This is a genomic window from Serratia sp. HMSC15F11 (genome assembly GCF_001808215.1).
GTDB classification, from domain to species: domain Bacteria; phylum Pseudomonadota; class Gammaproteobacteria; order Enterobacterales; family Enterobacteriaceae; genus Serratia; species Serratia nevei.
On the sequence record NZ_KV792422.1, the window covers coordinates 95293 to 117927 of the forward strand.

The 22635-nt window shown below is 63.1% G+C and carries 22 protein-coding genes; 6 read left to right on the forward strand and 16 right to left on the reverse strand.

What is annotated here, in order from left to right; all coding sequences use genetic code 11:
• Positions 1–21 precede the first annotated feature (21 nt).
• Together HMPREF3138_RS07685 and HMPREF3138_RS07690 are read right to left on the reverse strand one after the other, a co-directional pair.
• Positions 22–651 (reverse strand): CatB-related O-acetyltransferase, encoded by a 630-nt coding sequence (locus tag HMPREF3138_RS07685; RefSeq protein ID WP_038876471.1) that lies wholly within the window; start codon positions 649–651, stop codon positions 22–24.
• A 155-nt stretch (positions 652–806) separates the two neighbouring features.
• Positions 807–1802 carry a DMT family transporter gene (locus tag HMPREF3138_RS07690; protein ID WP_038876475.1) on the reverse strand — a complete coding sequence of 332 codons (996 nt, stop codon included), beginning with the start codon at positions 1800–1802 and terminating at the stop codon, positions 807–809.
• 172 nt (positions 1803–1974) lie between these two features.
• On the opposite strand from HMPREF3138_RS07690, the gene HMPREF3138_RS07695 reads away from it, so the two are divergent.
• Positions 1975–3441: a MocR-like pyridoxine biosynthesis transcription factor PdxR gene (locus HMPREF3138_RS07695; RefSeq protein WP_038876477.1), complete on the forward strand. Its 1467-nt coding sequence runs from the start codon at positions 1975–1977 to the stop codon at positions 3439–3441.
• Here HMPREF3138_RS07695 and HMPREF3138_RS07700 read toward each other — a convergent pair.
• From HMPREF3138_RS07700 to HMPREF3138_RS07715, 4 genes are read right to left on the reverse strand one after another with little or no spacing between them, the layout of a single operon-like run.
• A complete protein-coding gene (locus HMPREF3138_RS07700) occupies positions 3438–3938 on the reverse strand; it encodes a protein disulfide oxidoreductase (RefSeq protein ID WP_038876480.1) in 501 nt (166 codons plus the stop codon). The genes HMPREF3138_RS07695 and HMPREF3138_RS07700 overlap by 4 nt on opposite strands.
• Complete coding sequence (locus tag HMPREF3138_RS07705; RefSeq protein WP_038876482.1) at positions 3931–4647, reverse strand: DsbA family protein; 717 nt, start codon at positions 4645–4647, stop codon at positions 3931–3933. The genes HMPREF3138_RS07700 and HMPREF3138_RS07705 overlap by 8 nt, the downstream gene beginning before the upstream one ends.
• Entirely contained in the window at positions 4644–6680 is a 2037-nt protein-coding gene (locus tag HMPREF3138_RS07710) for a protein-disulfide reductase DsbD family protein (protein ID WP_038876484.1), read from the reverse strand. The genes HMPREF3138_RS07705 and HMPREF3138_RS07710 overlap by 4 nt, the downstream gene beginning before the upstream one ends.
• 49 nt (positions 6681–6729) lie before the next feature.
• The gene (locus HMPREF3138_RS07715) at positions 6730–7092 is read right to left on the reverse strand and encodes a hypothetical protein (RefSeq protein ID WP_038876488.1); all 363 of its coding nucleotides are present in this window, start codon (positions 7090–7092) and stop codon (positions 6730–6732) included.
• 205 nt (positions 7093–7297) lie between these two features.
• On the opposite strand from HMPREF3138_RS07715, the gene flk reads away from it, so the two are divergent.
• Positions 7298–8326 (forward strand): flagella biosynthesis regulator Flk, encoded by a 1029-nt coding sequence (gene flk, locus HMPREF3138_RS07720; RefSeq protein ID WP_038876491.1) that lies wholly within the window; start codon positions 7298–7300, stop codon positions 8324–8326.
• Between the two features lie 4 nt (positions 8327–8330).
• Here flk and HMPREF3138_RS07725 read toward each other — a convergent pair whose 3' ends face one another.
• Complete coding sequence (locus tag HMPREF3138_RS07725; RefSeq protein ID WP_038876492.1) at positions 8331–8786, reverse strand: rhodanese-like domain-containing protein; 456 nt, start codon at positions 8784–8786, stop codon at positions 8331–8333.
• A 93-nt stretch (positions 8787–8879) separates the two neighbouring features.
• On the opposite strand from HMPREF3138_RS07725, the gene HMPREF3138_RS07730 reads away from it, so the two are divergent.
• The gene (locus HMPREF3138_RS07730) at positions 8880–10313 is read left to right on the forward strand and encodes a MocR-like pyridoxine biosynthesis transcription factor PdxR (RefSeq protein ID WP_172417758.1); all 1434 of its coding nucleotides are present in this window, start codon (positions 8880–8882) and stop codon (positions 10311–10313) included.
• Positions 10314–10340: 27 nt separating this feature from the next.
• Here the strand turns inward: HMPREF3138_RS07730 and HMPREF3138_RS07735 are convergent, their stop codons facing one another.
• Positions 10341–11237 (reverse strand): endonuclease/exonuclease/phosphatase family protein, encoded by an 897-nt coding sequence (locus HMPREF3138_RS07735; RefSeq protein WP_038876498.1) that lies wholly within the window; start codon positions 11235–11237, stop codon positions 10341–10343.
• A gap of 217 nt (positions 11238–11454) precedes the next feature.
• Here HMPREF3138_RS07735 and pepT point away from each other — a divergent pair, with 217 nt between their 5' ends.
• On the forward strand, positions 11455–12702 hold the full coding sequence (gene pepT / locus HMPREF3138_RS07740; protein ID WP_038876501.1) for a peptidase T: 1248 nt from the start codon (positions 11455–11457) through the stop codon (positions 12700–12702).
• Here the strand turns inward: pepT and HMPREF3138_RS07745 are convergent.
• Positions 12699–13811 (reverse strand): SLC13 family permease, encoded by a 1113-nt coding sequence (locus HMPREF3138_RS07745; RefSeq protein WP_038876503.1) that lies wholly within the window; start codon positions 13809–13811, stop codon positions 12699–12701. The genes pepT and HMPREF3138_RS07745 overlap by 4 nt on opposite strands.
• A 154-nt stretch (positions 13812–13965) precedes the next feature.
• Here HMPREF3138_RS07745 and apbE point away from each other — a divergent pair, with 154 nt between their 5' ends.
• A complete protein-coding gene (apbE, locus tag HMPREF3138_RS07750; RefSeq protein ID WP_038876506.1) occupies positions 13966–14997 on the forward strand; it encodes an FAD:protein FMN transferase ApbE in 1032 nt (343 codons plus the stop codon).
• A 62-nt stretch (positions 14998–15059) separates the two neighbouring features.
• Here apbE and HMPREF3138_RS07755 read toward each other — a convergent pair whose 3' ends face one another.
• Both HMPREF3138_RS07755 and fabB read right to left on the reverse strand, forming a co-directional pair.
• Positions 15060–15281 carry a putative periplasmic lipoprotein gene (locus HMPREF3138_RS07755; RefSeq protein ID WP_004936201.1) on the reverse strand — a complete coding sequence of 74 codons (222 nt, stop codon included), beginning with the start codon at positions 15279–15281 and terminating at the stop codon, positions 15060–15062.
• Positions 15282–15493: 212 nt separating this feature from the next.
• Positions 15494–16714: a beta-ketoacyl-ACP synthase I gene (gene fabB, locus HMPREF3138_RS07760; protein ID WP_016926857.1), complete on the reverse strand. Its 1221-nt coding sequence runs from the start codon at positions 16712–16714 to the stop codon at positions 15494–15496.
• 170 nt (positions 16715–16884) lie between these two features.
• On the opposite strand from fabB, the gene mnmC reads away from it, so the two are divergent.
• Positions 16885–18906 (forward strand): bifunctional tRNA (5-methylaminomethyl-2-thiouridine)(34)-methyltransferase MnmC2/FAD-dependent 5-carboxymethylaminomethyl-2-thiouridine(34) oxidoreductase MnmC1, encoded by a 2022-nt coding sequence (gene mnmC, locus HMPREF3138_RS07765; RefSeq protein ID WP_038876623.1) that lies wholly within the window; start codon positions 16885–16887, stop codon positions 18904–18906.
• Positions 18907–18947: 41 nt separating this feature from the next.
• Here mnmC and HMPREF3138_RS07770 read toward each other — a convergent pair whose 3' ends face one another.
• The 5 genes from HMPREF3138_RS07770 to aroC all read right to left on the reverse strand — a co-directional run bounded on the left by HMPREF3138_RS07770 (position 18948) and on the right by aroC (position 22628).
• Positions 18948–19229: a YfcL family protein gene (locus tag HMPREF3138_RS07770; RefSeq protein ID WP_016926855.1), complete on the reverse strand. Its 282-nt coding sequence runs from the start codon at positions 19227–19229 to the stop codon at positions 18948–18950.
• Between the two features lie 32 nt (positions 19230–19261).
• Positions 19262–19810, reverse strand: a complete 549-nt coding sequence (locus HMPREF3138_RS07775) for an elongation factor P hydroxylase (RefSeq protein ID WP_162215436.1) — start codon at positions 19808–19810, stop codon at positions 19262–19264.
• Between the two features lie 89 nt (positions 19811–19899).
• Complete coding sequence (locus HMPREF3138_RS07780; RefSeq protein WP_038876510.1) at positions 19900–20706, reverse strand: sulfite exporter TauE/SafE family protein; 807 nt, start codon at positions 20704–20706, stop codon at positions 19900–19902.
• Positions 20707–20709: 3 nt separating this feature from the next.
• Positions 20710–21537: a penicillin-insensitive murein endopeptidase gene (gene mepA, locus HMPREF3138_RS07785; RefSeq protein ID WP_038876512.1), complete on the reverse strand. Its 828-nt coding sequence runs from the start codon at positions 21535–21537 to the stop codon at positions 20710–20712.
• Between the two features lie 5 nt (positions 21538–21542).
• Positions 21543–22628, reverse strand: coding sequence for a chorismate synthase (aroC, locus tag HMPREF3138_RS07790; RefSeq protein WP_038876514.1), 1086 nt, complete (start codon positions 22626–22628; stop codon positions 21543–21545).
• Positions 22629–22635 lie beyond the last annotated feature (7 nt).

The following is a 22635-nucleotide window of genomic DNA, read 5'->3' on the forward strand; positions in this document are numbered from 1 at the left end:
GGGATCCCCCGCCCGTTGTGTTTAACGGCGTAGGGCCGCAATTCCCCTTTCCAACGCCTCGATATCGTCATCGGCGAGCAGGGGCAGAATCACCGCAAAGTCCGCCTCGGACAAGTCATAGAGGCGCAAGGCAAGCAACCGCACGATAACCTCCGGCGTGAACCGCCAACGGATAAACCGCGCGGGGTTACCGCCGACGATGGCATAAGGCTCAACATCGCCGGCCACCACGCTGCCGGCGGCGACGATCGCCCCCTCGCCTATCGAGATTCCCGGCATCACCATCGCCCGCATGCCGATCCAGCAACCGTCGCCCAGCCGGGTATCGCCTTTGGGGCGGTACGCCTGTTTGATGGTTGCCATAAACGGATACAGGCTCAGCCAGTCGATGCGATGGGTATGGTTGCCGCCCATCAGGATCACCGCTTCGGCCGCGATGCACACGTAATCGCCGATCAGCAGGCGGTCTATGTCGCCCAGCGGCTGCCATTGCCGGCTGACCGCGTCGCCGTGCAGATAGCGCACCACCGAGCGCTCGAAGCCGTTATCCCAGCAGTCGCTGTAGTAGCTGTGGGTGCCTTTGACGATTATATTCGGGTTGGTCACCGTCTGATGCAGCAGCTCGGTTTTGGACCAGTGTTTTTCGGACATGGCGTATTCTCTTGTTACGGGAATAAAAGCCACGGAACGGAATGTCTGTGGCCGTGTTGTCGTTCACTCAACACGGCCATTCAAGCGATAAGCGCTCGTTTCAATCTCGGGTTATTCATCTTACGGTCTCTCTTGCGAGGCGTAATGGTAGCCTATCACGCCTCGGCGGTCTTGCTTTTCAACAGCAGCACCCCGCCCATCACCAGCGCGCTGCCCAGCAGCTGCAGCTGATTCATGCTTTCCCCCAGCAGGAAATAAGCGATCACCGCGGTGAACACCAACTCCAGCGACAGGATCAGGTTGGCCACCGCCAGCGGCAGCGTTTTCAGGCTGATGTTATACAACCCGAAGCCCAGCAGCGTCGGCCCGGCTGCCAGCGCCAGCAGCAACAGCCAGCCGCTCCACTGAATGCCCTGTGCGCCGTGCGACAGGAACCACAGGTCGCCGGCCATGCCGTGGAACGCCGCCAGCGGGAACGCCGTCAACGCCGCGTTGAACGCCAGCTGGTACAGCGCCGAAAAACCGAACACGTACAGAATAGTGTTCCACACCGGATAGCCGCGTTCGCTGGCCACCCGCCCGCCGAGGGTATACAGGGTATAGCCGATGCCCGACAGCATCCCCACCAGCAGCCCCAGCAGATCGAAGTGGCTGTTCCCCATGCTGTCGCCGTTGCTGACCAGGAAGCAGCCGCCCAGGCTGATGGCGATCACCAGCAATTGGCGCAGCGTCAGGCGTTCGCTGTACATCACCCAACCGAGGAACACGGTAAAGCCCACCGAGCAGTAAGTCAGAATGGTCGCCACCGACGCGCCGTTCAGCGCCACCGACAGCGTCCACAGGCTGTTGAACAGCGCCAGCAGCAGCCCGTAAAGCGCGTAGAACACCACCTGTTCACGGCGCAGGCGCGCCCACTGCGGTTTTACCAGCAACAGCAGCGGCAACAGCACCAGCGCCACCAGCGCCGCGCGCCAGAACGCCAGCACAAAGGTCGGCAGGTGATAGTACTCGGTCAGCGCGCGGATGATGATGGCGGTAAAGGCCAGCAGCATGGCGCTGATAATGGCGATGACGTAACCCTGGTGGCTGCCCTGAAAGAGGCGCGCGCCGGGCAGCGCCGGCCGGGCGGAAACGCCTGACGGTAATGACATGAGATCCTCGGAGAAATGGCGACGTAAATGCTCAGGCGGACAGTGTAACGCGGCCATTTTTTCTCACTATAGCCACTTTACGGCGTTGTCATGCAGGCCACTTTTCTGCGCTTGAAGCCCTGTTGACATGAGGTATAGTAAAAACCTCTCTCCATAACCGGGCCAATTTCGCATGCACATCCCGTTGGATCGCGAGCAGGACGTTCCGCTCTATTTACAGATCGAAGAAGCGCTGCGGCGCGCCATCCTCACCGGCGTGTTCGTCGATGGCGACAAACTGCCCTCGACGCGCACGCTGGCGGCCGAACTGGCGGTCAGCCGTTTAACGGTGGATAACGCCTACGCCGAACTGGCGGCCAAGGGCTTTTTGCATCAGCGGCGCGGCAGCGGCGCCTATGTCGCGCACCCGCAAGCGCAGGCGCGCCCGGCCCGGCCGAGCAGCGATGCTCCATTCCCGCTGGAGAGCTTCACCACCCTCACCTCACGGCTGGACGGCTACGCCGACGCCCCGCTGCCGGAGGGGCTGATCAACTTCGCCGCCGGCGTCGGCAGCCCTAAGGTGTTTCCGCTGGAGGCGTTTCGCAAAGTGCTGCTGTCGGTGCTCAGCCGCCATGCGGAAGAGGCCTTCAGCTACGGGGAATACTGCGGCTACTACCCGCTGCGCGATACGCTGAGCCGCATCCTCAGCGCGCAGGGCATCCCCACGCAGGCGGAACAGGTGCTGATCACCAACGGCTCGCAGCACGCCATCAGTCTGGTGGTGCAAAGCCTGCTGGCGCCGGGCGATACGGTGATCGTCGAAGAGCCGACCTACGCCGAAGCGCTGGGCCTGCTGCGCCAGCACCGCATCAATATCGTCACCGTACCGGGCGATCGCCACGGCATGCGGGTGGATTTGTTGCCGGAGTTGTTAGAACGCCACCGCCCTAAACTGATCTACACCATCCCCAATTTCCACAACCCGACCGGCCGCTGCCTGAGCGAGGCGCGGCGGCGACGCCTGCTGGCGATCGCCCAACAGGCCGGCGTGGTGATCCTGGAGGACGACTTCGTCGGCGATCTGCGTTACCAGGGCAAACAGCTGCCGTCACTGCGGGCGCTGGCGCAGCCGGGCGCGGTGATCTACGTCAGCACCTTCTCCAAAATGCTGCTGCCCAGCATGCGCATCGGCTATCTGGTGGCGGACAGCGAACACTATCAGCGTTTCGCCAGGCTGAAACACGTCGACAGCTTCACCAGTTCCAGCCTGATCCAGCGGGCGCTGGACGCGTTCGTCACCGTCGGCCGTTACGACAAACAGCTGCGGCGCGCCGGGCGCGTCTACCGCCGCCATCTGGAGGTGATGATTGATACCTTGCAACGGCGGCTGCCGCCGGGGTGCCGCTTCGAAACGCCGCAGGGGGGCTTGTTTATCTGGCTGACGCTGCCGGCGGCGGTGACCACCGCCGAACTGATGCCGGTCGCCTGGCGGCACGGCGTGACCTTCGCACGCGGCGAATGCTTTTATGCGCAGGAACAGCTGGGCGCGCACGGCCTGCGGCTGAACTTCGCCGCCAACTCGCCGCCGCAGATTGAAGAAGGTATCGCCCGGCTGTGCCGGGCGATTGAGGAGGTGATAACGGAGAAAAACGCCGGTTAGACGGCGGCCCACCACAGCCGCAGCTTCATCCCCCAGTAGCTGGTCCAGCCGGTGGTGCTCTGCACCACCTTGCCCTGCGAGACCACCACGAAGGTCGGCGTCACGCCAATCTGCCACTGCGCCGAGAGCGAACCAGCCGGATCGTTGACCACCGGCAGCGCCAGCCGTTTGCGCGCCAGCCAGTGTTTCACCTGGGTATCGTCGCCCGAGCGCAGCGCGACGGTCAGCACGTTGCCGCCCGCCGCCTGCAAACGGGCGACGTCCGGCGTAGTGAAGCGGCAGACGCCGCACCAGCTGGCCCAGAAGTAAACCAGCAGCGGCCGCTCATGGCTGAGCTGCGCCAACGACACGCGCTCGCCGTCCAGCGTGGTCAGGGTCTGAGCATCGAAGGCCGGCGGCGCCTGCGGCGCGTTCAGCCAATCCATCACCGTCACCACCGCCAGCGCTATCAGCGCCAGCAGCAGCAACTCGCGCCCCCAGCGCTTGAGCTTAGCCATGGTTGGCCTTCGCCAGCTGCTGCTTCACCATCGCTTCCAGCTCTTCATACGACACCGCCCCCGGCAGCATCCGATCGCCGATCAGCGTCGCCGGCGTCCCCTGCACGCCCAGCTGTTCCGCCAGCTCCATATTGGTGCGCAGCGTGGTCATGCTCTGTTCGCTGGGCGCCACCGCCTTGACGCCGGTTTTCTCTTGCGCGGCGGCGATGCTGGCGTTGTCGTGGAAGCCCTTTTTCGCCATCAACCGCTGGTGCAGGGCCCAGAATTGATCCGGGTGCTGTTGCCAGGTGGTGAGCGCCACGCGCGCCGAACTGACTGAGCTTTCGCCCTTGAACGGCAGCAGCTTCACCACCAGCGCCACGTCCGGGTATTGCTTGACGATCTTCTCCAGCATCGGATCAAAACGCTTGCAGTACGGGCAGTTATAGTCGGTAAAGGTCACCAGCGTCAGTTTGGCGTTGGCGGCGCCGAGGCGCGGGCTGGCCGGATCCTGGTACAGCGTTTTGGCGTTCTGCTTGATAGCCTGGCTGATTTGCTGGCCGGCGGTTTGCTGCTGCCAGGCGTCCACCGCCTGCGCCAGAATGTCCGGGTTGGACACCAGCGTTTCGCGGATCATCTCTTTGATACGCGCCTCTTGCGCCGGGGTGAAAGGCTCGGCGGCCCACACCGGGGCGGCGATGATCATCAGTAAAATCAGTAGTTTTTTCATTGTTCGGTTCCTTTGGCATGGGAAAGGGTTTGCAGCACGGCGTCACGGGTCAACAGCGGGGATAACACCTCGCCGTCCGGGCTGCCGGGGCCATAGATTTGGTTGAAAGGCACGGCGACGCTGCCGCGCTTTTGCAGGAAGGCGCTGATGTCGGCCGACGGGCGGCTCCAGTCGCCGCGCAGCGCAACCACGTCGTCGGCGCTCAGCGCGCGCTGTACGTCATCGCGCAGCAGCACATTGAATTTGTTGGCTTTACAGGTCACGCACCAGTCTGCGGTCACGTCGACGAACACCCGCTTATGCTGGGCGAGCGCCTCGGTAATCGCCTGTTCGCTCAGCGGTTGCCACTGCACCCGATCCTGCAACGGCTGGCGCCACAGGCCGGCGGTCAGCGATCCGGCCAGCAAGGCCACGCCCGCCAGCACCAACGTGCCCGCAGCCAGCTTGGTCGCCAACCGTGCGCCCTGCTGACGCCACACCGCCAGCAGCAACGCCAGCAGCGCCAACGCCCCCAGCCACAGCGTGGCCTGCACGCCGATATGATTGCTCAGCAGGCTCAGCAGCCACAGCGACGACGCCAGCATCAGCAGCCCCATTGCCAGCTTGACGGTATTCATCCAGCGGCCGGGGCGCGGCAAGCGCAGCGCCAGCGATGGCCAGGCGGCGATCAGCAGCCACGGCAGGCTCATGCCGATGCCGAGCGCGATGAACATGCCCCACAGCACCGGCAGCGACGCCGCCAGCGCGAAGGCCACCGCCGTGCCGAGAAACGGCGCCGAGCACGGCGTCGCCAGCAGCGTGACGAACGCGCCCTGCCAGAAATGGCCGCTCAGACCGTGCCCATTATGGGTGGCCAGCGACGTATTCAGATCGGACGAGAGGCGCAGATGGAACAGGCCAAACAGGTTGGCGCTGAACAGCAGCGTCACCAGCACCATAAAACCGATAAACCATGGATTCTGGAACTGAATGCCCCAGCCGAGCGCATGGTTGCCGAGCCGCAGCAGCGTCATCAGTAAGGCCAACGCCATAAACGAGGCGACGATACCTAACGACGACGCCAGGAACTGCAAACGCACGCTGCGCCGATCGCGCCGTTCCACCTGCAGGATAGAGCCGAGCTTGATGCCCAGCACCGGCAGTACGCACGGCATCAGGTTGAGGATCAACCCGCCCGCCAGCGCCATCAATACCGCCTGCCATAGCGGGAATGCCGCACCGGCGGGCGCGGCCAGCGGATCGCCAATCGGCAGCGTAATCTGCTGCGCCATGCCGCCGTCGTCGATCACCAGCGTCAGCGTTTTGCCGCGCAGATCCGGCGCCGCATCGCCCCAGCCATCGCTGACCGGCACTCGCGCCAACAGCTGAGCGCCGTCGGTCTCGACCTGCGGCTTGCCGAGATCGGCATCCGCCAGCGTATCGAAGAACAGCGCGGGCTGCTGCCAGCCGGCGGCGCGTTGGGCGGAAATCTGCAGCTCGCCGTTGCGGTAACCGGCCTCGACGCTCTCCGCCACCCCGGCGGCGATCGGCACCTGCCCCATTGCCTGCGCGAAGTCGTGGTTAAACTGCGGATCGTTCGGCGTCGTCAGATCCAGGCTGAACGGGTAATCGGTCAGAATGCAGACGTTGCTGCAGGTGGATAGCGTCAGGGTGCCCGCCAGCGGGCCGGATACCTGGCCTGACATCACGATCGGCAGCGTAACCCGATCGTGATAGCCCTGGGTGGAAATGCCGGCCACCTCGAAACGCTGCGGCGTCGACCAATGCCAGGTCGCCGGCGGCGGGTTGCCCTGCCAGACGATAGCCGGCGCGATGCCGCCTTCGCCTGGGGAACGCCAGTAGGTTTTCCAGCCCTTTTGCAGCTCGACCGACAGCAGCAGGCGGGTCTCCCCCGGCTGTGACGTGTCGGCACGCAGCCGCACCTTGGCATGATCGTTGGCCGGATTTTGCAGCCAGCCGCTGTCCGCCGCCTGCAAGGCAGGCAGCCACAGCATAAACAGGCAAGCGCAGGCCAGCCTGATAATTTTCAACATGTTAATTCTCCATAAATGATTAATTCACCGCGAAAAACGGGCGATTAACTCATTCACGGAAAACGCATAATCGAAGGTGCACCCTGAGGGTGGGCGGTGAAATGGCACGAGGAGGAGGAACACGCAGGCGCGCGGCAATGGTCGGCGCCAACAGCGCCAGCAGCAGGCCCAGCCCGAACAGTACGGTTTCGAACATCACCGGCGGCGCGGCCAGCAATGACTTGGCGCTCAGTTCACAGGGCGTCGGCTGCGCTTCGGCGGCGGTATCACTGGACTGAACGGCGGTGGCCGCCGGGATCCCCAGCGTTTGCTGCAGCGCATGCAGGCCCGCCATGCGCTGGGTCATGCACGTCAGCACCACCAGGCAAGCCAGGCATAAAAACCATTTTGCAATCCGCTGCCGTTTAACCATGCCATCCTCATGTTCGGGTCTGGGGTTATCTTAGCGACGCGGGCGCGATTAGCAACGTTTTGTCGGTAAAGAAATGTCTGAGCGGCGGTATTGATGGCGGCGATTTACAGGTATCATAGAAGGTAAGCCTGCGCTTTTCGCCGGGTACGATGATGATTCTCTCCTCCAGGCATTCTGCGGGGATACACAGCGAAGGACTGGTGATATGCAACCTTTGAGTGGGCCGGGCACCCCAATCGCCGGCGAACGCCCTCCCTCCCCGGGCAAAACGGCGGCCACTGACGATCACCCCCTTTCTCCGGCACAGCGCACGACGCTGGAAAAGCTGATCGTGAAAATCATGACGCTCAGCCCGGCAAAATCGGCGGAGATCTGGGCGACTCTGCGCCACGATCTCGGCGCCGACAACGGCGGTGAACTGCTGGCGCGCCATTTTCAACCGGCGGAACAGCTGCTGCAAACGCGCCTGACGCAGGCGCAGCAAAACCACGCCGGGCGCCAGCTGTTGCAACAGCTGGCCGAATTACTGCCGCAGGGCAACAACCGCCAGGCGGTCAGCGACTTTATTCGCCAGCAGTTCGGCCACACGGTACTGAGCCAGCTGAGCCCACCACAGCTGCAGCAGGTGCTGAATCTGTTGCAGACCGGCGGCCTGACCATTCCTCAGCCGCAGCAAACCGCCACCAGCGATCGCCCGCTGCTGCCCGCAGAGCATCAAAGCCTGCAGCAGCAGGTCACCAAACTTAGCGCGGCCACCGGTGAAGCGCCGGCTAAAATCTGGCAAACGCTGTTTGATCTGGCGGGCGTGAAAACCAACGATCCGCTGCCGGCGCGCCACTTCCAGCTGTTAAACCAATTCTTGCAAGTGAAGGTGGCCCTCAGCCCGCAGAGCGCGCCGACGCTGAACAATCTGCTGGCGGCACTCAAGCAGCCGGCGGACGAGCAAGAGCTGCAGCAGATGAACGACTATTGCCAGGCGCGCTTCAACTGCGGCGCCAATGCGCCGCTGACGCATCCGCAAATGAGCGACGCCATTCATCAACTGTTTGCCCGACGCCTGGAAAAAGCCGGCCAGGCTCAGGCTATCGTCAGCCACCCTGTCGATCCGCAGCCGCTGCTCAACCCGCTGATCGCTGCCCTGCCGCTGCCGCTGCAAAAAGCGCTCAGCAAACCTGCCGTCGCGCTGATCCTGCTGCTGTTGGCGCTGGCCGTCGTGCTGGCGCTGGTGTTTTAACGCTTCAGGCGCAGCCGCAATCCTCAACAGCCGCCCGATCGCGCAACGATCCCGGCTGTTCGCCGATGGCCAACGGATGGCCGTCGCGCAGCCAGAAGTCCAGCCCGCCGATCAGCTCCTTCACCCGGAATCCCAGCTTCGCCAGCTTGTAAGCGCCCTTGGTGGAACCGTTGCAGCCGATGCCATCGCAGTAGGTCACATACACTTTTTCGCGATCCAGCTGCGCCGTGCCGGCTTCATCCATCAGGCGATGCGGCAAACTGAGCGCACCGGGAATATGCCCGGCGGCGTACATCGCCTCCGCGCGGGTGTCGATAACCACCACCCCGTCCACGCCATTGCGCAGATCCTCCGCCACGTCCCAGGCATCCGCATAGCGGCTCAGTTTGGCCGCCAGGTAGGCCAGGCTCTCTTCCGGCGCCGCCGGAGGAAAAGCCAGCACCAATGATTCTTTCGACATACCATTCACTCCCGTGCATCAAGACAGATGACAATAGTGCCCCATTTTGGTCTTATGATTGATACCCATTTCCCAACCGTGATAAGACCCATTATGCGGCACTCGCTGGTCACGTTGTTTCAGCAATCGCCCCACACCGCCGGTACGCTGCGCGATCGCCTGTGCGGCGCATTGCGGCAGGCCATCCACCAAACTGCATTGAGCGTTGGGCAACGCCTGCCTTCCAGCCGGGTGCTGGCCAGCGATCTGGGCCTCTCGCGAGTGACCGTCGAAGCGGCCTACGGTCAGTTGGAGGCGGAGGGGTATCTGCAGCGCCGCGTCGGCCAGGGCACCTTTGTGGCGATTATCATCGCCAAATCACCGCCGCCGGCGACCGCTGCCGGCATACCGCGCCTTTCGCAACGCGGCCAACAGATCGTACAAACCGGCGGCTGCCGCGATCCGCAGCAGCCACGGGCGTTTGCCGCCGGCTCGCCGGATCTGCGTGCGTTTCCGCTGGCCTTGTGGAAGCAACTGACCGCACAGCGCCTGCGGCTACAGGGAGAAAGCCTGCTGCGCTACGGCGACCCGCAGGGCTATTTGCCGCTGCGTGAAGCGATTGCCGCCCACGTCAATCAAACGCGCGGCGTGATCTGCGATGCACGGCAGGTTATCGTGCTGACCAGTTCGCAGCAGGCGCTGCAGCTGATCGCCACGCTGCTGCTGGACAGCGGCGACAGCGTCTGGATGGAAGAGCCGGGTTACACCGGGGCAAGAAACGCTTTTATCAGCGCCGGAGCCGCCCTGACGCCGGTCGCGGTGGACGGCGACGGCCTGCGTGCTGACCCCTCCTTGCCCGACCCTCGTTTGATTTATCTGACGCCCTCGCACCAATACCCAACCGGCGCAGCGCTCAGCCTGGCACGCCGCTTGGCGCTGCTGGCGCTGGCGGACAGGCAGCAGGCCTGGATCGTCGAGGACGATTACGACAGCGAGTTTCATTACGACGGCCTGCCGATACCGGCGATGCAGGGCCTGGATCGCCGTGGCCGGGTGCTGTACCTCGGCACCTTCTCCAAATCACTGTTCCCTTCGCTGCGGTTGGCGTACCTGATCGTCCCGCCTACGCTGGTTGACGCGTTCGTCACCGCGCGCACGGTGTATGACGGCCACAGCGCGCAGCTGATGCAGGCGGTCACCGCCGAATTCATCCGCCAGGGGTACTTTGCCGCGCATATCCGCTACATGCGCCAGCTCTACCGCAGCCGGCGCGATGCGTTGCTGGCGGAAGTTCACGAAAAACTCGGCCACTTCGCCACGCCCGCTCCCGCCGCCGGCGGCCTGCAGCTCAGCGTCTGGCTGCCGCCCGGCCAGGAGGCGGCGCTCAGCCGACAGGCGCAGCGGCTCGGCATCCTCACGCCCGGGCTGACGGCGCAATACCAGACGGCGCAGACGCAGCGCGACGGCTGGCTGCTGGGCTTTTCGGCCCTGACGCCGGGCGAGATCCGCAGCGCCGTCGAGCGGCTGGCGCAGATTGCCGTAGCTTAGCCCGGCCCCAACGGAATGCCGACCGGCTTATTGCTCGGTCAGACGCATTTCAGCCACCAGCGGCAGGTGATCGCTCACCGCCGGCCAATGCACGCCGTTCCAGTCGCCGCTGGCGTTCGGTACCGTCAGGCTGTCCAGATGCCAGCGCTGCGCGTTGCCGGTGAAGAGGTAATCCACCTTGATCTCGGCATTTTCCGCCGGCCAGCTGCGGCCATCCTGCCCGTTAGGCATGATGTCGTTCCAATAGCGGCTCAATTCCAGCCAGGTCACGCTGCCCGGCACATCGTTCATGTCGCCGAACAGCAGCTTGATACCGCGCACTTCGATGGTGCGATCGTTCAGCTCCCGCACCTGATCCAAGCGCATTGTCGGATCTTCCTTGGTATCGAGATGAGTGTTGAACAGGGTGATCGGCGCCGGGAACTCCGGCACGTCGACCTTGGCGCTGAAGGCGATGCGCTGTTCGCGCTGGCCGGACGGCAGCGGATAGATCACGGCGTCGTGCAGCGGATACCTGGACAGAAACGCCAGGCCATATTCGCCGCCGTCGAAGTCGATCGCCCGGCCGAACACCGCCTGCATGCCGGTCAGCTTCGCCAGCTCAGCCGCCTGATCGACGCGACCGCTGCGGGCGGTGAGCTTATCCACCTCTTGCAGCGCCACCACGTCGACGTTCATCGCGCGAATCGCCTTGGCGATGGCGGTCATGTCGCTGACCTTGCCGGCGGCGATATTGAAGCTGGCGACGCGGATCTTCGGCGCCTGTTCCAGTTCGTAGGTTTTGTTTTTCAGGCCGCCCAGCGCGCTGGCCACTTCGCGGCTGTTGGCGTTGCTGTTGGCATGCCCGGTGTCGGCAGAGGACCAGGCGCTGGGAGAGAGGCCAAGGGACAGTAAGGTGATAAGCAGAGCGTGACCGGTGTGCATGAATTCTCCTTGAGGAACAGATAAGTGTTATGTAGGCGCTTCCCAGCCCACAGCTAACACCGATTTTGCCGCAGAAACCTGCGACGATTTCCTAGTTTCACCGCTATTTTTTGTTTCTGCGCGATGCTTCGCATTCTGGCAGTTTACGCATTGCACCGTTGGACAAACGGCTGATTTCGTTTTAAAACCGGTAGATTGCCAACCGCGAGGAGTTCCGATGACCAGCCCGATTGCCGAACAGCTCACCGAACGTTTCTTCCGCTACCTGGCGGTGACCAGCCAGAGCGACGCCGCCGCAACCACCCTGCCCAGCACGCCGGGGCAGCATGAGATGGCGCAGCTGCTGGCGGAAGAGCTGCGCCGGCTCGGCCTGGCCGACGTGCAGATAGACGACCACGCCACCGTCACCGCCCGCAAGCCCGGCACCCAACCCGGCGCGCCGCGCATCGGCTTCATCACCCATATCGACACCGTGGACGTCGGCCTGTCGCCCGAAATTCGCCCGCAGCGCCTGCGCTTCACCGGCGAAGATTTATGCCTGAACGCCGAGCAAGATATCTGGCTGCGCACCGCCGAGCACCCGGAGATCCTGCCCTACCGGAACGAAGATATCCTGTTCAGCGACGGCACCAGCGTGCTGGGCGCCGACAACAAGGCGGCGGTCACCGTGGTGATGACGCTGCTGGCCAACCTGACCGCCACCGATCGCCACGGCGATATCGTGGTGGCGTTCGTGCCGGATGAAGAGATCGGCCTGCGCGGTGCCAAGGCGCTGGATCTGCAGCGTTTCGCCGTCGATTTCGCCTACACCATCGATTGCTGCGAATTGGGTGAAGTGGTTTACGAGAATTTCAACGCGGCGGCGGCGGAGATCCGCATCGAAGGGGTAACCGCCCACCCGATGTCGGCGAAAAACGTGTTAATCAACCCGATACGCATCGCCAACGACATCATCAACCGATTCGACGTGCAGGATACCCCGGAACACACCGACGGGCGCGAGGGCTATTTCTGGTTCACGGATCTGGCCGCCAATGCCAATCAGGCGACGCTGAAGGTGTCGATTCGCGACTTCGATCGCGCCACCTTCGAGGCACGCAAAGCCCGCCTTGAGGAGACGGTGCGCCAGGTGGCGGCCAGCTATCCACGCACCAACGTCAGCTGCAGCATCAGCGACATCTACAGCAACATCAGCAACGCCATCGGCGAAGATCGGCGCGCCATCGATCTGATCTTTGGCGCCCTTGCCGCCCACGGCATCCCGCCGAAGGTGATCCCGATGCGCGGCGGCACCGACGGCGCGGCGCTCTCGAGCCGCGGCATCCTGACGCCCAATTACTTCACCGGCGCGCATAACTTCCACTCGCGCTTCGAGTTTTTACCCGTCAGCGCCTTTGTGAAATCCTACCAGGTGACCCGCAGCATTTGCCTGTTGGCCGCCCGGCAGAGCGGCAATCAGAGTTAGCTCAACAGCCAGCCGACCAACGCGGCCCACGCCAGCAGCGGCAGCGAGTAATAGTGGAAGCGCAACCAGATCTTGCGCTCCCCCGCCATGCGCAGCGCAATCAGGTTGGCGAGCGAGCCGACCGCCAACCCAAAGCCGCCGGCATTAACCGCATAGGCCAACTGCGCGCTGGCGGGCACATAGTTGAGCAGCAAAATGGTGGCCGGCACGTTGCTGACGATCTGCGACAGCCCGACACCCAGCGCGTACACCCCGCCGTCGCTGAGCCCGGCGATCGCGGCAAACGCCGGCTGGAGCGGCGGCAGGCGGGTAAACAGGCCAACATCGATAAACATGGCGGCGAACACGAAAATCAGGCTCCAGTCGATCTGCAACAGCACCCGGCGCGCCAGCAATAAAAAGCCGGCGAACACCGCCAGCAACCCATACAGCGGCAGACCGATATCCAGGCACAGCAGGAAGACCGCATACAGCCCCACGCAGCTCAGCAACAGCGGCCGTTGATAGGGGTAGCCCTCGGTATTCGGCGTTTTCACGATGTCGCGCGCCGGGAAGCTGAACCAGGTCAGCGCCAGCAGGCTCAGCATCATCGCGGCGCCAAACGGCGCCATCTGGCCGATGAAGCCGAGGAAAGAGAGGCCGGAGCGGCTCCACAGCAGGATATTTTGCGGGTTGCCGATCGGCGTCAGCAACGAACCGGCGTTCACCGCCAGCGCCTGAAAGATGATCAAACGGCCCACCGGCAGCGCCGACAGTTTTTTCAGCGTGATGGTGAGCGGAATGACGATAAACAGCGCCACGTCGTTGGTCAGAAACGACGACAACAGCGCGGCAGAGAACACCAGGAACAGCGCCAGCCGCCGTTCGCTATGCAGCCGGTTGATAATCTTGCGGCCAACGAAGTCGAAGTAGCCGCTGACCTCAACGCCTTTGGTCAGCAGCATCAGCCCCAACAGAGTAATGAGGGTGCGGCCGTCGATAAACCCGCCCAGCGCCGCCATCGGCTGCGGATGAAAGGCGAACATCGCTACGCCGGCCAACAACAGCGCATGCAGGAAACGGTCTTTGACAAAGGGATGGATAAGCCGGGAAATGGCGGTTGAACTCATGGTGGCAGCTTGAAACCTCAGCAAGAAGCATGAGCGAGACGTTAGCTCAGGCGCAGCCGCAACGCCAGCAAAATGCTATTTTACCTTTATCCGCTTTCCATTTGCCGCGCTTTACTTTATTTGTAGCGGCTTTCTCGTTTTCAAAGGACATGTTATGGCTTCCCTGTTCGCCAAAGGGGCGTTGCTCAGCGCCTTATGCGCCCTGCTCGCCGCCTGCGACGATGCCTCCTCCCGCCCGCAAATCGATATCGACGGCAAGACCATGGGCACCTTCTACAGCGTTAAAGTCAGCGGTGACGTCGCGATCGGCAAGCAAGAACTGCAGCGGCAGATCGACGCGGTGCTCGAACGGGCCAACGACGATATCTCCACCTACCGCGCCGACTCGGTGCTGTCGCAATTTAACCGTAGCGCCAGCCTCGAACCGCAGCCGATCCCGCGCGGCATGGCGGACATCGTGCTGATGGCCCAGCGCATCGGCCGCGATACCGGTGGCGCCATGGACATCACCGTCGGCCCACTGGTGAACCTGTGGGGATTCGGCCCCGACAAGCATCCGGTCAAGGTGCCGGAACAGGCGCAGATCGACGCGGCGAAGCAGCGCATCGGCCTGCAGCACCTGAAGCTTATCAGCGACAATCGCGGGGAGTGGCTGCAAAAAGATCTGCCGGACATGTATGTCGATCTCTCGACGCTGGGCGAAGGCTACGGTGCCGATGAACTGGTGCGCCTGATGAACCGCAACGGCATTACCAACTACCTGGTATCGGTCGGCGGCGCGGTCTCTTCACGCGGCGTCAACGGCCAGGGCAAACCCTGGCGAGTGGCGATCCAAAAGCCGACCGACCGTGAAAACGCGATGCAGGCGCTGGTGGATCTGCACGGTTACGGCATCAGCACCGCCGGCAGCTACCGCAACTACTTTGAACAAAACGGCCAGCGCTACTCCCATGTCATCGATCCGACCACCGGCAGGCCGATCAACCACCGACTGGTTTCCGCCACGGTGATCGCCCCTACCGCGCTCGAGGCCGACGGTTGGGATACCGGCCTGATGGTGCTGGGCACGGAGAAAGCGTTGAAACTTGCCGAAGAGAAAGGGCTGGCGGTCTACCTGATCAGCAAAACCGACGACGGCTTTAGCGCCGTGATGACACCGCAGTTCAAGGCGTTTTTGGTGCAGTGAAATAAAAAAGCCCGGCACGCAATGGCCGGGCTGGTTGCATGCGCCCGCAGGCGCCGCGCCGATCACTTGGTCAGCGCGATGATGCCGAGGGTCAGACCGGCCACTGCCGCCGCGCCGCCGGCGATCGCGCCCGCGGTTTCCCAGTTATCCTGAGTGGTGCCCTTCATGCAGGTGTTGGTGTGCACCAGACGCCCCTGGTCATCGTAGACCGGAACGCAGGGAGAATCGGTGGCGCATCCGGCCAACACGGCCGACAGTAACCCAACCGCAATTAACTTTTTCATACTTCTTGCCTCAATGTTCGATCACTTTAGAAAGCCACGCCGAGCGATAATCACGCTACCTGGCTATTGTATGCCCAACGCGTGTAATGGCGAGGTAATGATGTGTCAGGGGATGTGATTTGGGAAAACTCCGAGCGCTCGCCCGGCGGGCTTTGAACGGTAAAAAGCCCGCGAAAACGCGGGCTTGATGGAGAGATGAAGCTCAGGCGGAATTATTTTGCCAGTTTGCGCATCACCAGGGTGGCGTTGGTGCCGCCGAAGCCGAAGCTGTTGGACATCACGGTGGTCAGCTCGCGCTGAGTCGGCTGAGTCACGATGTTCATGCCGGCCGCCTGCTCATCCAGGGTTTCGATGTTGATGCTCGGCGCGATAAAGCCGTGCTCCAGCATCAGCAGGCTGTAGATCGCTTCCTGCACGCCTGCGGCGCCCAGCGAGTGACCGGTCATCGCCTTGGTGGAGGAGATAGCCGGGGTATTGTCGCCGAACACTTCACGAATCGCGCCCAGCTCTTTCACGTCGCCTACCGGCGTGGAGGTGCCGTGCACGTTGATGTAGTCGATAGGCGCATCCAGATCCTGCATCGCCATCTTCATGCAGCGCACCGCGCCTTCGCCCGATGGCGCAACCATGTCGGCGCCGTCGGACGTTGCGCCGTAGCCAACGATTTCTGCGTAGATGTGCGCACCGCGCGCCAGCGCGTGCTCCAGTTCTTCAACCACGACCATACCGCCGCCGCCGGCGATGACGAAACCGTCACGATCGGCGTCGTAGGTGCGGGAGGCTTTTTCCGGCGTGTCATTGTACTTGGTGGACAGCGCGCCCATCGCGTCGAACTCGCAGGCCATTTCCCAGCACAGCTCTTCGCCGCCGCCGGCGAACACGATGTCCTGTTTGCCCAGCTGGATTTGCTCAACCGCGTTACCGATGCAGTGTGCAGAGGTCGCGCAAGCGGAGCTGATGGAGTAGTTTACGCCGTGGATTTTGAACGGCGTCGCCAGGCAGGCGGAAACACCGGAGGCCATGGCTTTGGTGACCACGTACGGGCCAACCGCTTTCAGGCCGCGCGGGCTGCGCATCGCATCGGCGCCGAATACCTGGAAGCGCGGAGAACCGCCGCCGGAACCGGCGATCAGGCCCACGCGCGGGTTGTTTTGATACTCTTCTTCCTTCAGGCCGGAAGAAGCGATCGCTTCTTGCATCGCCAGGAAGGCATAGATGGAAGCATCGCTCATGAAACGCACCGCCTTGCGGTCGATCAGGCCGGTCGTGTCGAGCTTAACTTGCCCCCATACGTGACTACGCATGCCGGAATCTTTCAGTTCCTGGGAGAAAGTGATCCCAGAACGTCCTTCCTGCAGGCTCGCCAGGACCTCCTGCTGGTTATTACCAATGCTGGAGACAACTCCCAGGCCAGTAATCACTGCACGTTTCATTCAATACCTCTTCCACTATTTACCTACGGGATTTTGCATCGCACTTTAGCGTACAGATGTAAGCCGAACAAGTCCGATCAGCGTTTTTCAGCTTTATTGTTGTCCAGTTTGCGCCAGGGCGCCAGCGCCGTTAGAATTCGCGGCATCCCTTGAATTTCGAGCTATTGACCGTGAACCACGCCCCCATCCAAACCGCAACGCTAACCTGGAACGAACAGGGTACACCTGTTTCGAAACAGTTTGATGACGTCTATTTTTCCAATCAGGATGGGCTGGAAGAAACCCGCTATGTCTTCCTGCACGGCAACCGGCTGCCGCAGCGTTTCGCCACTCACCCGCGCCCGCTGTTAGTGGTGGCGGAGACCGGATTCGGCACCGGGCTCAATTTCCTTACGCTGTGGCAGGCCTTCGCGGGCTTCCGCCAGGCCGAGCCGGACGCTGCACTGCAACGCCTGCACTTTATCAGCTTTGAAAAATTCCCCCTGCAGCAGGCCGATTTGGCGGCGGCGCATGCGCGCTGGCCGGAGCTGGCTCCCTATGCCGACGAGCTGCGCGCCCAATGGCCGCTGCCGCTGCCGGGCTGCCATCGTCTGCTGTTGGCCGAAGGCCGCATTACGCTCGATCTGTGGTTCGGCGACGTCAACGAACTGCTGCCTCAGTTCGACGCCAGCATGAATAACCAGGTCGACGCCTGGTTCCTCGACGGCTTCGCACCGGCCAAAAATCCCGACATGTGGACCGAGCAACTGTTCGCCGCCATGGCGCGTTTCGCCCGGCCGGAAGGCAGCTTCGCCACCTTTACCGCCGCCGGCTTCGTGCGCCGCGGCTTGCAACAGGCCGGGTTTCAGGTCAACCGTTGCAAAGGCTTCGGCCAAAAACGTGAGATGCTCGCCGGCGGTCTGCCGGCCGATACGCAGCCTACACCCCACCCGGCGCCCTGGTATCGGCGTCCGGCGGCGGACAACACCGCCGACATCGCCCTGATCGGCGGTGGCGTCGCCAGCGCGCTCACCGCGTTGGCCTTATTGCGGCGCGGCGCCAGCGTCACGCTGTACTGCGCCGACGAGCAGGCGGCCGAGGGCGCTTCCGGCAACCGCCAGGGGGCGATTTATCCTCTGCTGAACGGCAGCGGCGACGCGCTGGAGAGTTTCTTCAGCGCCGCGTTTCCCTTCGCCCGTCGTCAATACGACACCCTCTTGCAACAAGGCGTCACCTTTGATCACCAGTGGTGCGGCGTCAGCCAGCTGGCCTACGACGAAAAGAGCGGGGCCAAGATCGCCAATATGCTGAAAACCGACTGGCCGCCGGCGATGGCGATGGCGGCCGACCGCAAGACGCTCAGCGAACTGTGCGGCGTCGATACCGGCTTTGGCGGCATCACCTACCCGCAGGGCGGCTGGCTCTGCCCGGCCGAGCTGACGCGCGGCGCTCTCGCGCTGGCGCAGCGGCAGGGTCTGGTCTGCCGCTACCGGCACGACGCGCAGGCGCTGGCGCGTGAAGAAAACGGCTGGCGTATCGACTTCGCCCACGGCGAAAGCCACCGCCATGCGACGGTGATCCTGGCCAACGGGCACCGGTTGGCCGAGCTGGCGCCGACGCAAGTCCTGCCGCTGTACTCGGTGCGCGGGCAGGTGTCGCACATTCCAAGCTCGCCGGCCCTCGGTCAGTTGAAACAGGTCTTGTGCTACGACGGCTACCTGACGCCGGTCAATGCCAACAACGGCCAACACTGCATCGGCGCCAGCTACCAGCGTGGCGACACCGCCACCGACTACCGCGAGCAGGAGCAACAGGAAAACCGCGAGCGCCTGCTGCGCTGCCTGCCGGAACAGGCCTGGCCACAGCAGGTGGACGTCAGCGCTCATCAGGCGCGCTGCGGCGTGCGCAGCGCCACCCGCGATCATCTGCCGATGGTCGGCGCGCTGCCGGACTATCAGGCCACGGTGACGCAGTATCAGGATTTGCAGCGGCAGAACCAGCGTGGCGAAACCGTCGCCGAGGCGCCGGTCTATCCCGGCCTGTTCGCTATCGGCGGGTTGGGATCGCGCGGGCTGTGCTCGGCGCCGCTGGCGGCGGAAATTCTGGCGGCGCAGCTGTTCGGCGAACCGTTGCCGGGCGATGCACGCCTGCTGGCGGCGTTGAATCCGAATCGGATGTGGATACGAAAGCTGCTGAAAGGGCGTGCGGTTTAATTCATGAATGAGGGGCGCGGTGATGCGCCCCGGCATGGCGGTCAAGCGGCAGGCGTGGCGGCCTGATAGAGGTTTTCCCACATGCCGCGCACCAAGATCTGATCCGGCGGCGAGAGTTCCCCGGCGGCGATCGCCTTATGCAGGCTCTCTTCCACCCGCGCTTTCAGCGCTTCGGCAGTGTGCTCACCCTGCTCTTCCGCTTCGGCCACCGCCAGCGTCAGATGACCGCGCAGGTAGCCACCGGCAAACAGTTCATCATCGCTGGCGTGCTCTACCATGTCATCAATCAGCGCCAAAATGCGCGCTTCGAATTCTGCGATCATCAAATTTCCTCATTAAATAGCGGGCTGTGGCGTCAGTTGAGATCTTCCGGGTACGGAAAATGCTCGGCCGCCAACGGTGGCGTATTGTAGAACGATTGCAACGCCTGAATAAAGCGCGCAGGCCGTGTGGGTATTCCCTGCTCCAGCAGCGCCAATACCCGGGCGCGCACCTTGCGCTGGAACGCGATACGATCCGGCTCGCAGTCGCCGTTCAGGTTGTCGCAGCTGACGTTGAACGGGAAACCGGCCGCCACGCAGAACATCCATTCCAGCGCCTGCGGTTTGATCTCTACCGCTTCGAATTCACTCTGGGTTTGCGCGTCGCGCCCGTCCGGGCAATACCAGTAACCGAAGTCCACCAGCTGGCGGCGCGCTTCGCCGGCGATGCACCAGTGCGAGATTTCGTGCAGGCCGCTGGCGTAGAAGCCATGGGCAAACACGATGCGGTGATACGGCAGTTCGTCGTCGGCCGGCAGGTAGATAGGCTCGTCGTCGCCCTTCACCAGGCGGGTATTGTAGTCATCGCTGAAGCACTGATTGAAGATCTCGATCAGCTGTTCATAACGATGACGGGTCTGCATGTCTGACATAGAAACTCTATAACCACAAAAATAAAGAGGCCATTATACCCGATAAGACAGGGTGCGTAAGCAACGCCCCCTCTTCATCTTTAACCGTGTACCAAGGCGGTCAACCACTGCTGAATTTCCGGGCCGTGATTGTCGTACAGCAGCTTGAGGCTCATCACCAGCGAGACGATCACGATCATCGGCCGAATCAGCTTCTGCCCGCGGGTCAGCACCATGTGCGCGCCCAAACGCGCCCCCAGCACCTGCCCCACCAGCATCACCAGACCGATGCTCCACACCACCTTGCCGCCGATGATGAACAGCGCCAACCCGCCGACGTTGGAGGTGAAGTTCAGCACCTTGGCATGCGCCGTAGACTTGGCGAGGTTAAAACCGCACAGCGTCACATAGGCCAACGCGTAGAAAGACCCGGCGCCGGGGCCGAAGAAACCGTCGTAAAACCCGACGCAACCGCCGGCCACCAGCCCAAACGGCAAGGCCCCGAGGCGGCGTTGACGATCTTCCTCACCCAGCCGCGGCATCAGCAGGAAATAGAGGCCGATGCCGATCACCAGCAACGGCAACATCTGCCGCAGCAAATCGGCGCGCATATGCTGCACCAGAATGGCGCCGGCGATCGAACCGATCAGCGTCAGAAATATCGTCAGCTTTTGGTCGTTGAGGTTCACCGCGCGCCGACGAATAAAGTACAGGCTGGCGGAGAAGGAGCCGCCGACCGACTGCAGTTTGTTGGTGGCCAGCGCCTGCGCCGGGGGAACCCCCACCGCCAGCAGGGCCGGTACCGTCAGCAACCCACCGCCGCCGGCGATGGAGTCGATAAACCCCGCCAGCAGCGCTACCGCAAACAACACCCCGAGCATCTCGGGGCCAATGACAAACCAGTCCATGTGTTATTCCGCTGAGAAATGGTGATCCAGCAATGCCTGACAGGTCGGCGGTAACGGCGGCGGCACGGATTTGCCCGGCTTGGCGTTAGGCTGATGCGGCACGAACCAGCTCGCCAGTTCGGCGCCGCAGCCGTCACCCGGCGGCGGCGTATCCTGCTCCTGGCACTCCAGGCTGCCGGCCGGGCAGCGCAGGCGCACGTGCATGTGCGCACGATGGCCGAACCACGGGCGCACCTTGTGCAGCCAGGCGCGATCGGCGCCGGCATCCAGGCACAGGCGCTGCTTGATCGCCGGGTTGACGAAGATGCGCGTCACCTCCGCGTCCTGCGCCGCCAGCTTGATCAGCGACTCAATTTGCGGCTGCCATTGGCTGGCCACCACCTGTTTGCCGTCCCCTGATACCAGGTCGATCGGCTGTGGTTTCAGCAATTGCTGCGCGCTCCAGCGTTGGCGCGGCAGCTGCAGCCAGATGTCGACGTCGAGCCCCGACTGGTGGCTGGCGTGGCCGCTGCTGAAGCGGCCGCCGGCCGGCATCGCCATGTCGCCGATCAGCACCGTGCCCAGCGCTTTCTGGTTCGCCTGGCTGCTGAGGCGCTGAATAAACGCCAGCAGATCCGGGTGGCCGAAATAGCGGCGCTGGTCGGTACGCATCACCTGGTAGTTCGGTGAGTTCAGCGGCAACGGCTGCGCGCCGATGATGCAGCCGTTGGCGAAACCGCCCACCGCCTGTGGCGCGCCGGCCACCGGGTGATCGATTTTCTGCCACGGCGTCAGCGCCATGGCGGAGGCGGAGGCCGTCAGGGCCACCAGGCCCAACATCCAGTTTTTCATGGCGATTACCAGCGAGGCACGTCGGAAACCACATCACCGTTTTGCGCACGCTGGCGCAGCAGGTGATCCATCAGCACGATCGCCATCATCGCTTCGGCGATCGGCACGGCGCGGATACCCACGCACGGATCGTGGCGACCGCGGGTGACCATTTCCACCGCTTCGCCCTGGCGATTGATGGTGCGGCCCGGCACCATGATGCTGGAGGTCGGCTTCAGCGCCAGATGCGCCACCACCGGTTGGCCGCTGCTGATGCCGCCGAGAATGCCGCCGGCATGGTTGCTCTGGAAGCCTTCCGGGGTGATTTCATCGCGGTTTTCGCTGCCTCGTTTGGTCACCACGGCGAATCCGTCGCCGATCTCCACGCCTTTCACCGCGTTGATGCTCATCAGCGCGTGCGCCAGATCGGCGTCGAGGCGGTCAAATACCGGCTCGCCCAGGCCAACCGGCACGTTTTCTGCGATCACGCTGACCTTGGCGCCGATGGAGTCGCCCTCTTTTTTCAGCGCGCGCATCAGTTCGTCCAGCGCTTTCAGCTTGTCCGGATCCGGACAGAAGAACGGGTTCTGCTCGACCTGATCCCAGTCTTTCAGCTCGCAGGTCACGTCGCCGATCTGCGCCAGATAGCCGCGTACCTGCACGCCGAACTTCTGCTGCAGGTATTTCTTGGCGATAGCGCCCGCCGCGACGCGCATGGCGGTTTCACGCGCCGAAGAACGGCCACCGCCGCGATAGTCGCGCAGGCCGTATTTCTGTTCGTAGGTGTAGTCGGCATGCCCGGGACGGAACACGTCTTTGATGGCGCTGTAGTCTTGCGAGCGCTGATCGGTGTTCTCAATGATCAAACCGATGCTGGTGCCGGTGGTCACGCCTTCGAATACGCCGGAGAGAATGCGTACCTGATCCGGTTCGCGACGTTGGGTGGTGTAACGCGAGGTGCCCGGACGACGGCGGTCCAGATCGTGTTGCAAATCGGCTTCGGTGAGCGGAATGCCGGGCGGCACGCCGTCGACGATACAACCCAGCGCCACCCCGTGAGATTCACCGAAGGTGGTGACGCGGAAAATCTGCCCAATACTGTTTCCTGCCATCACGGCT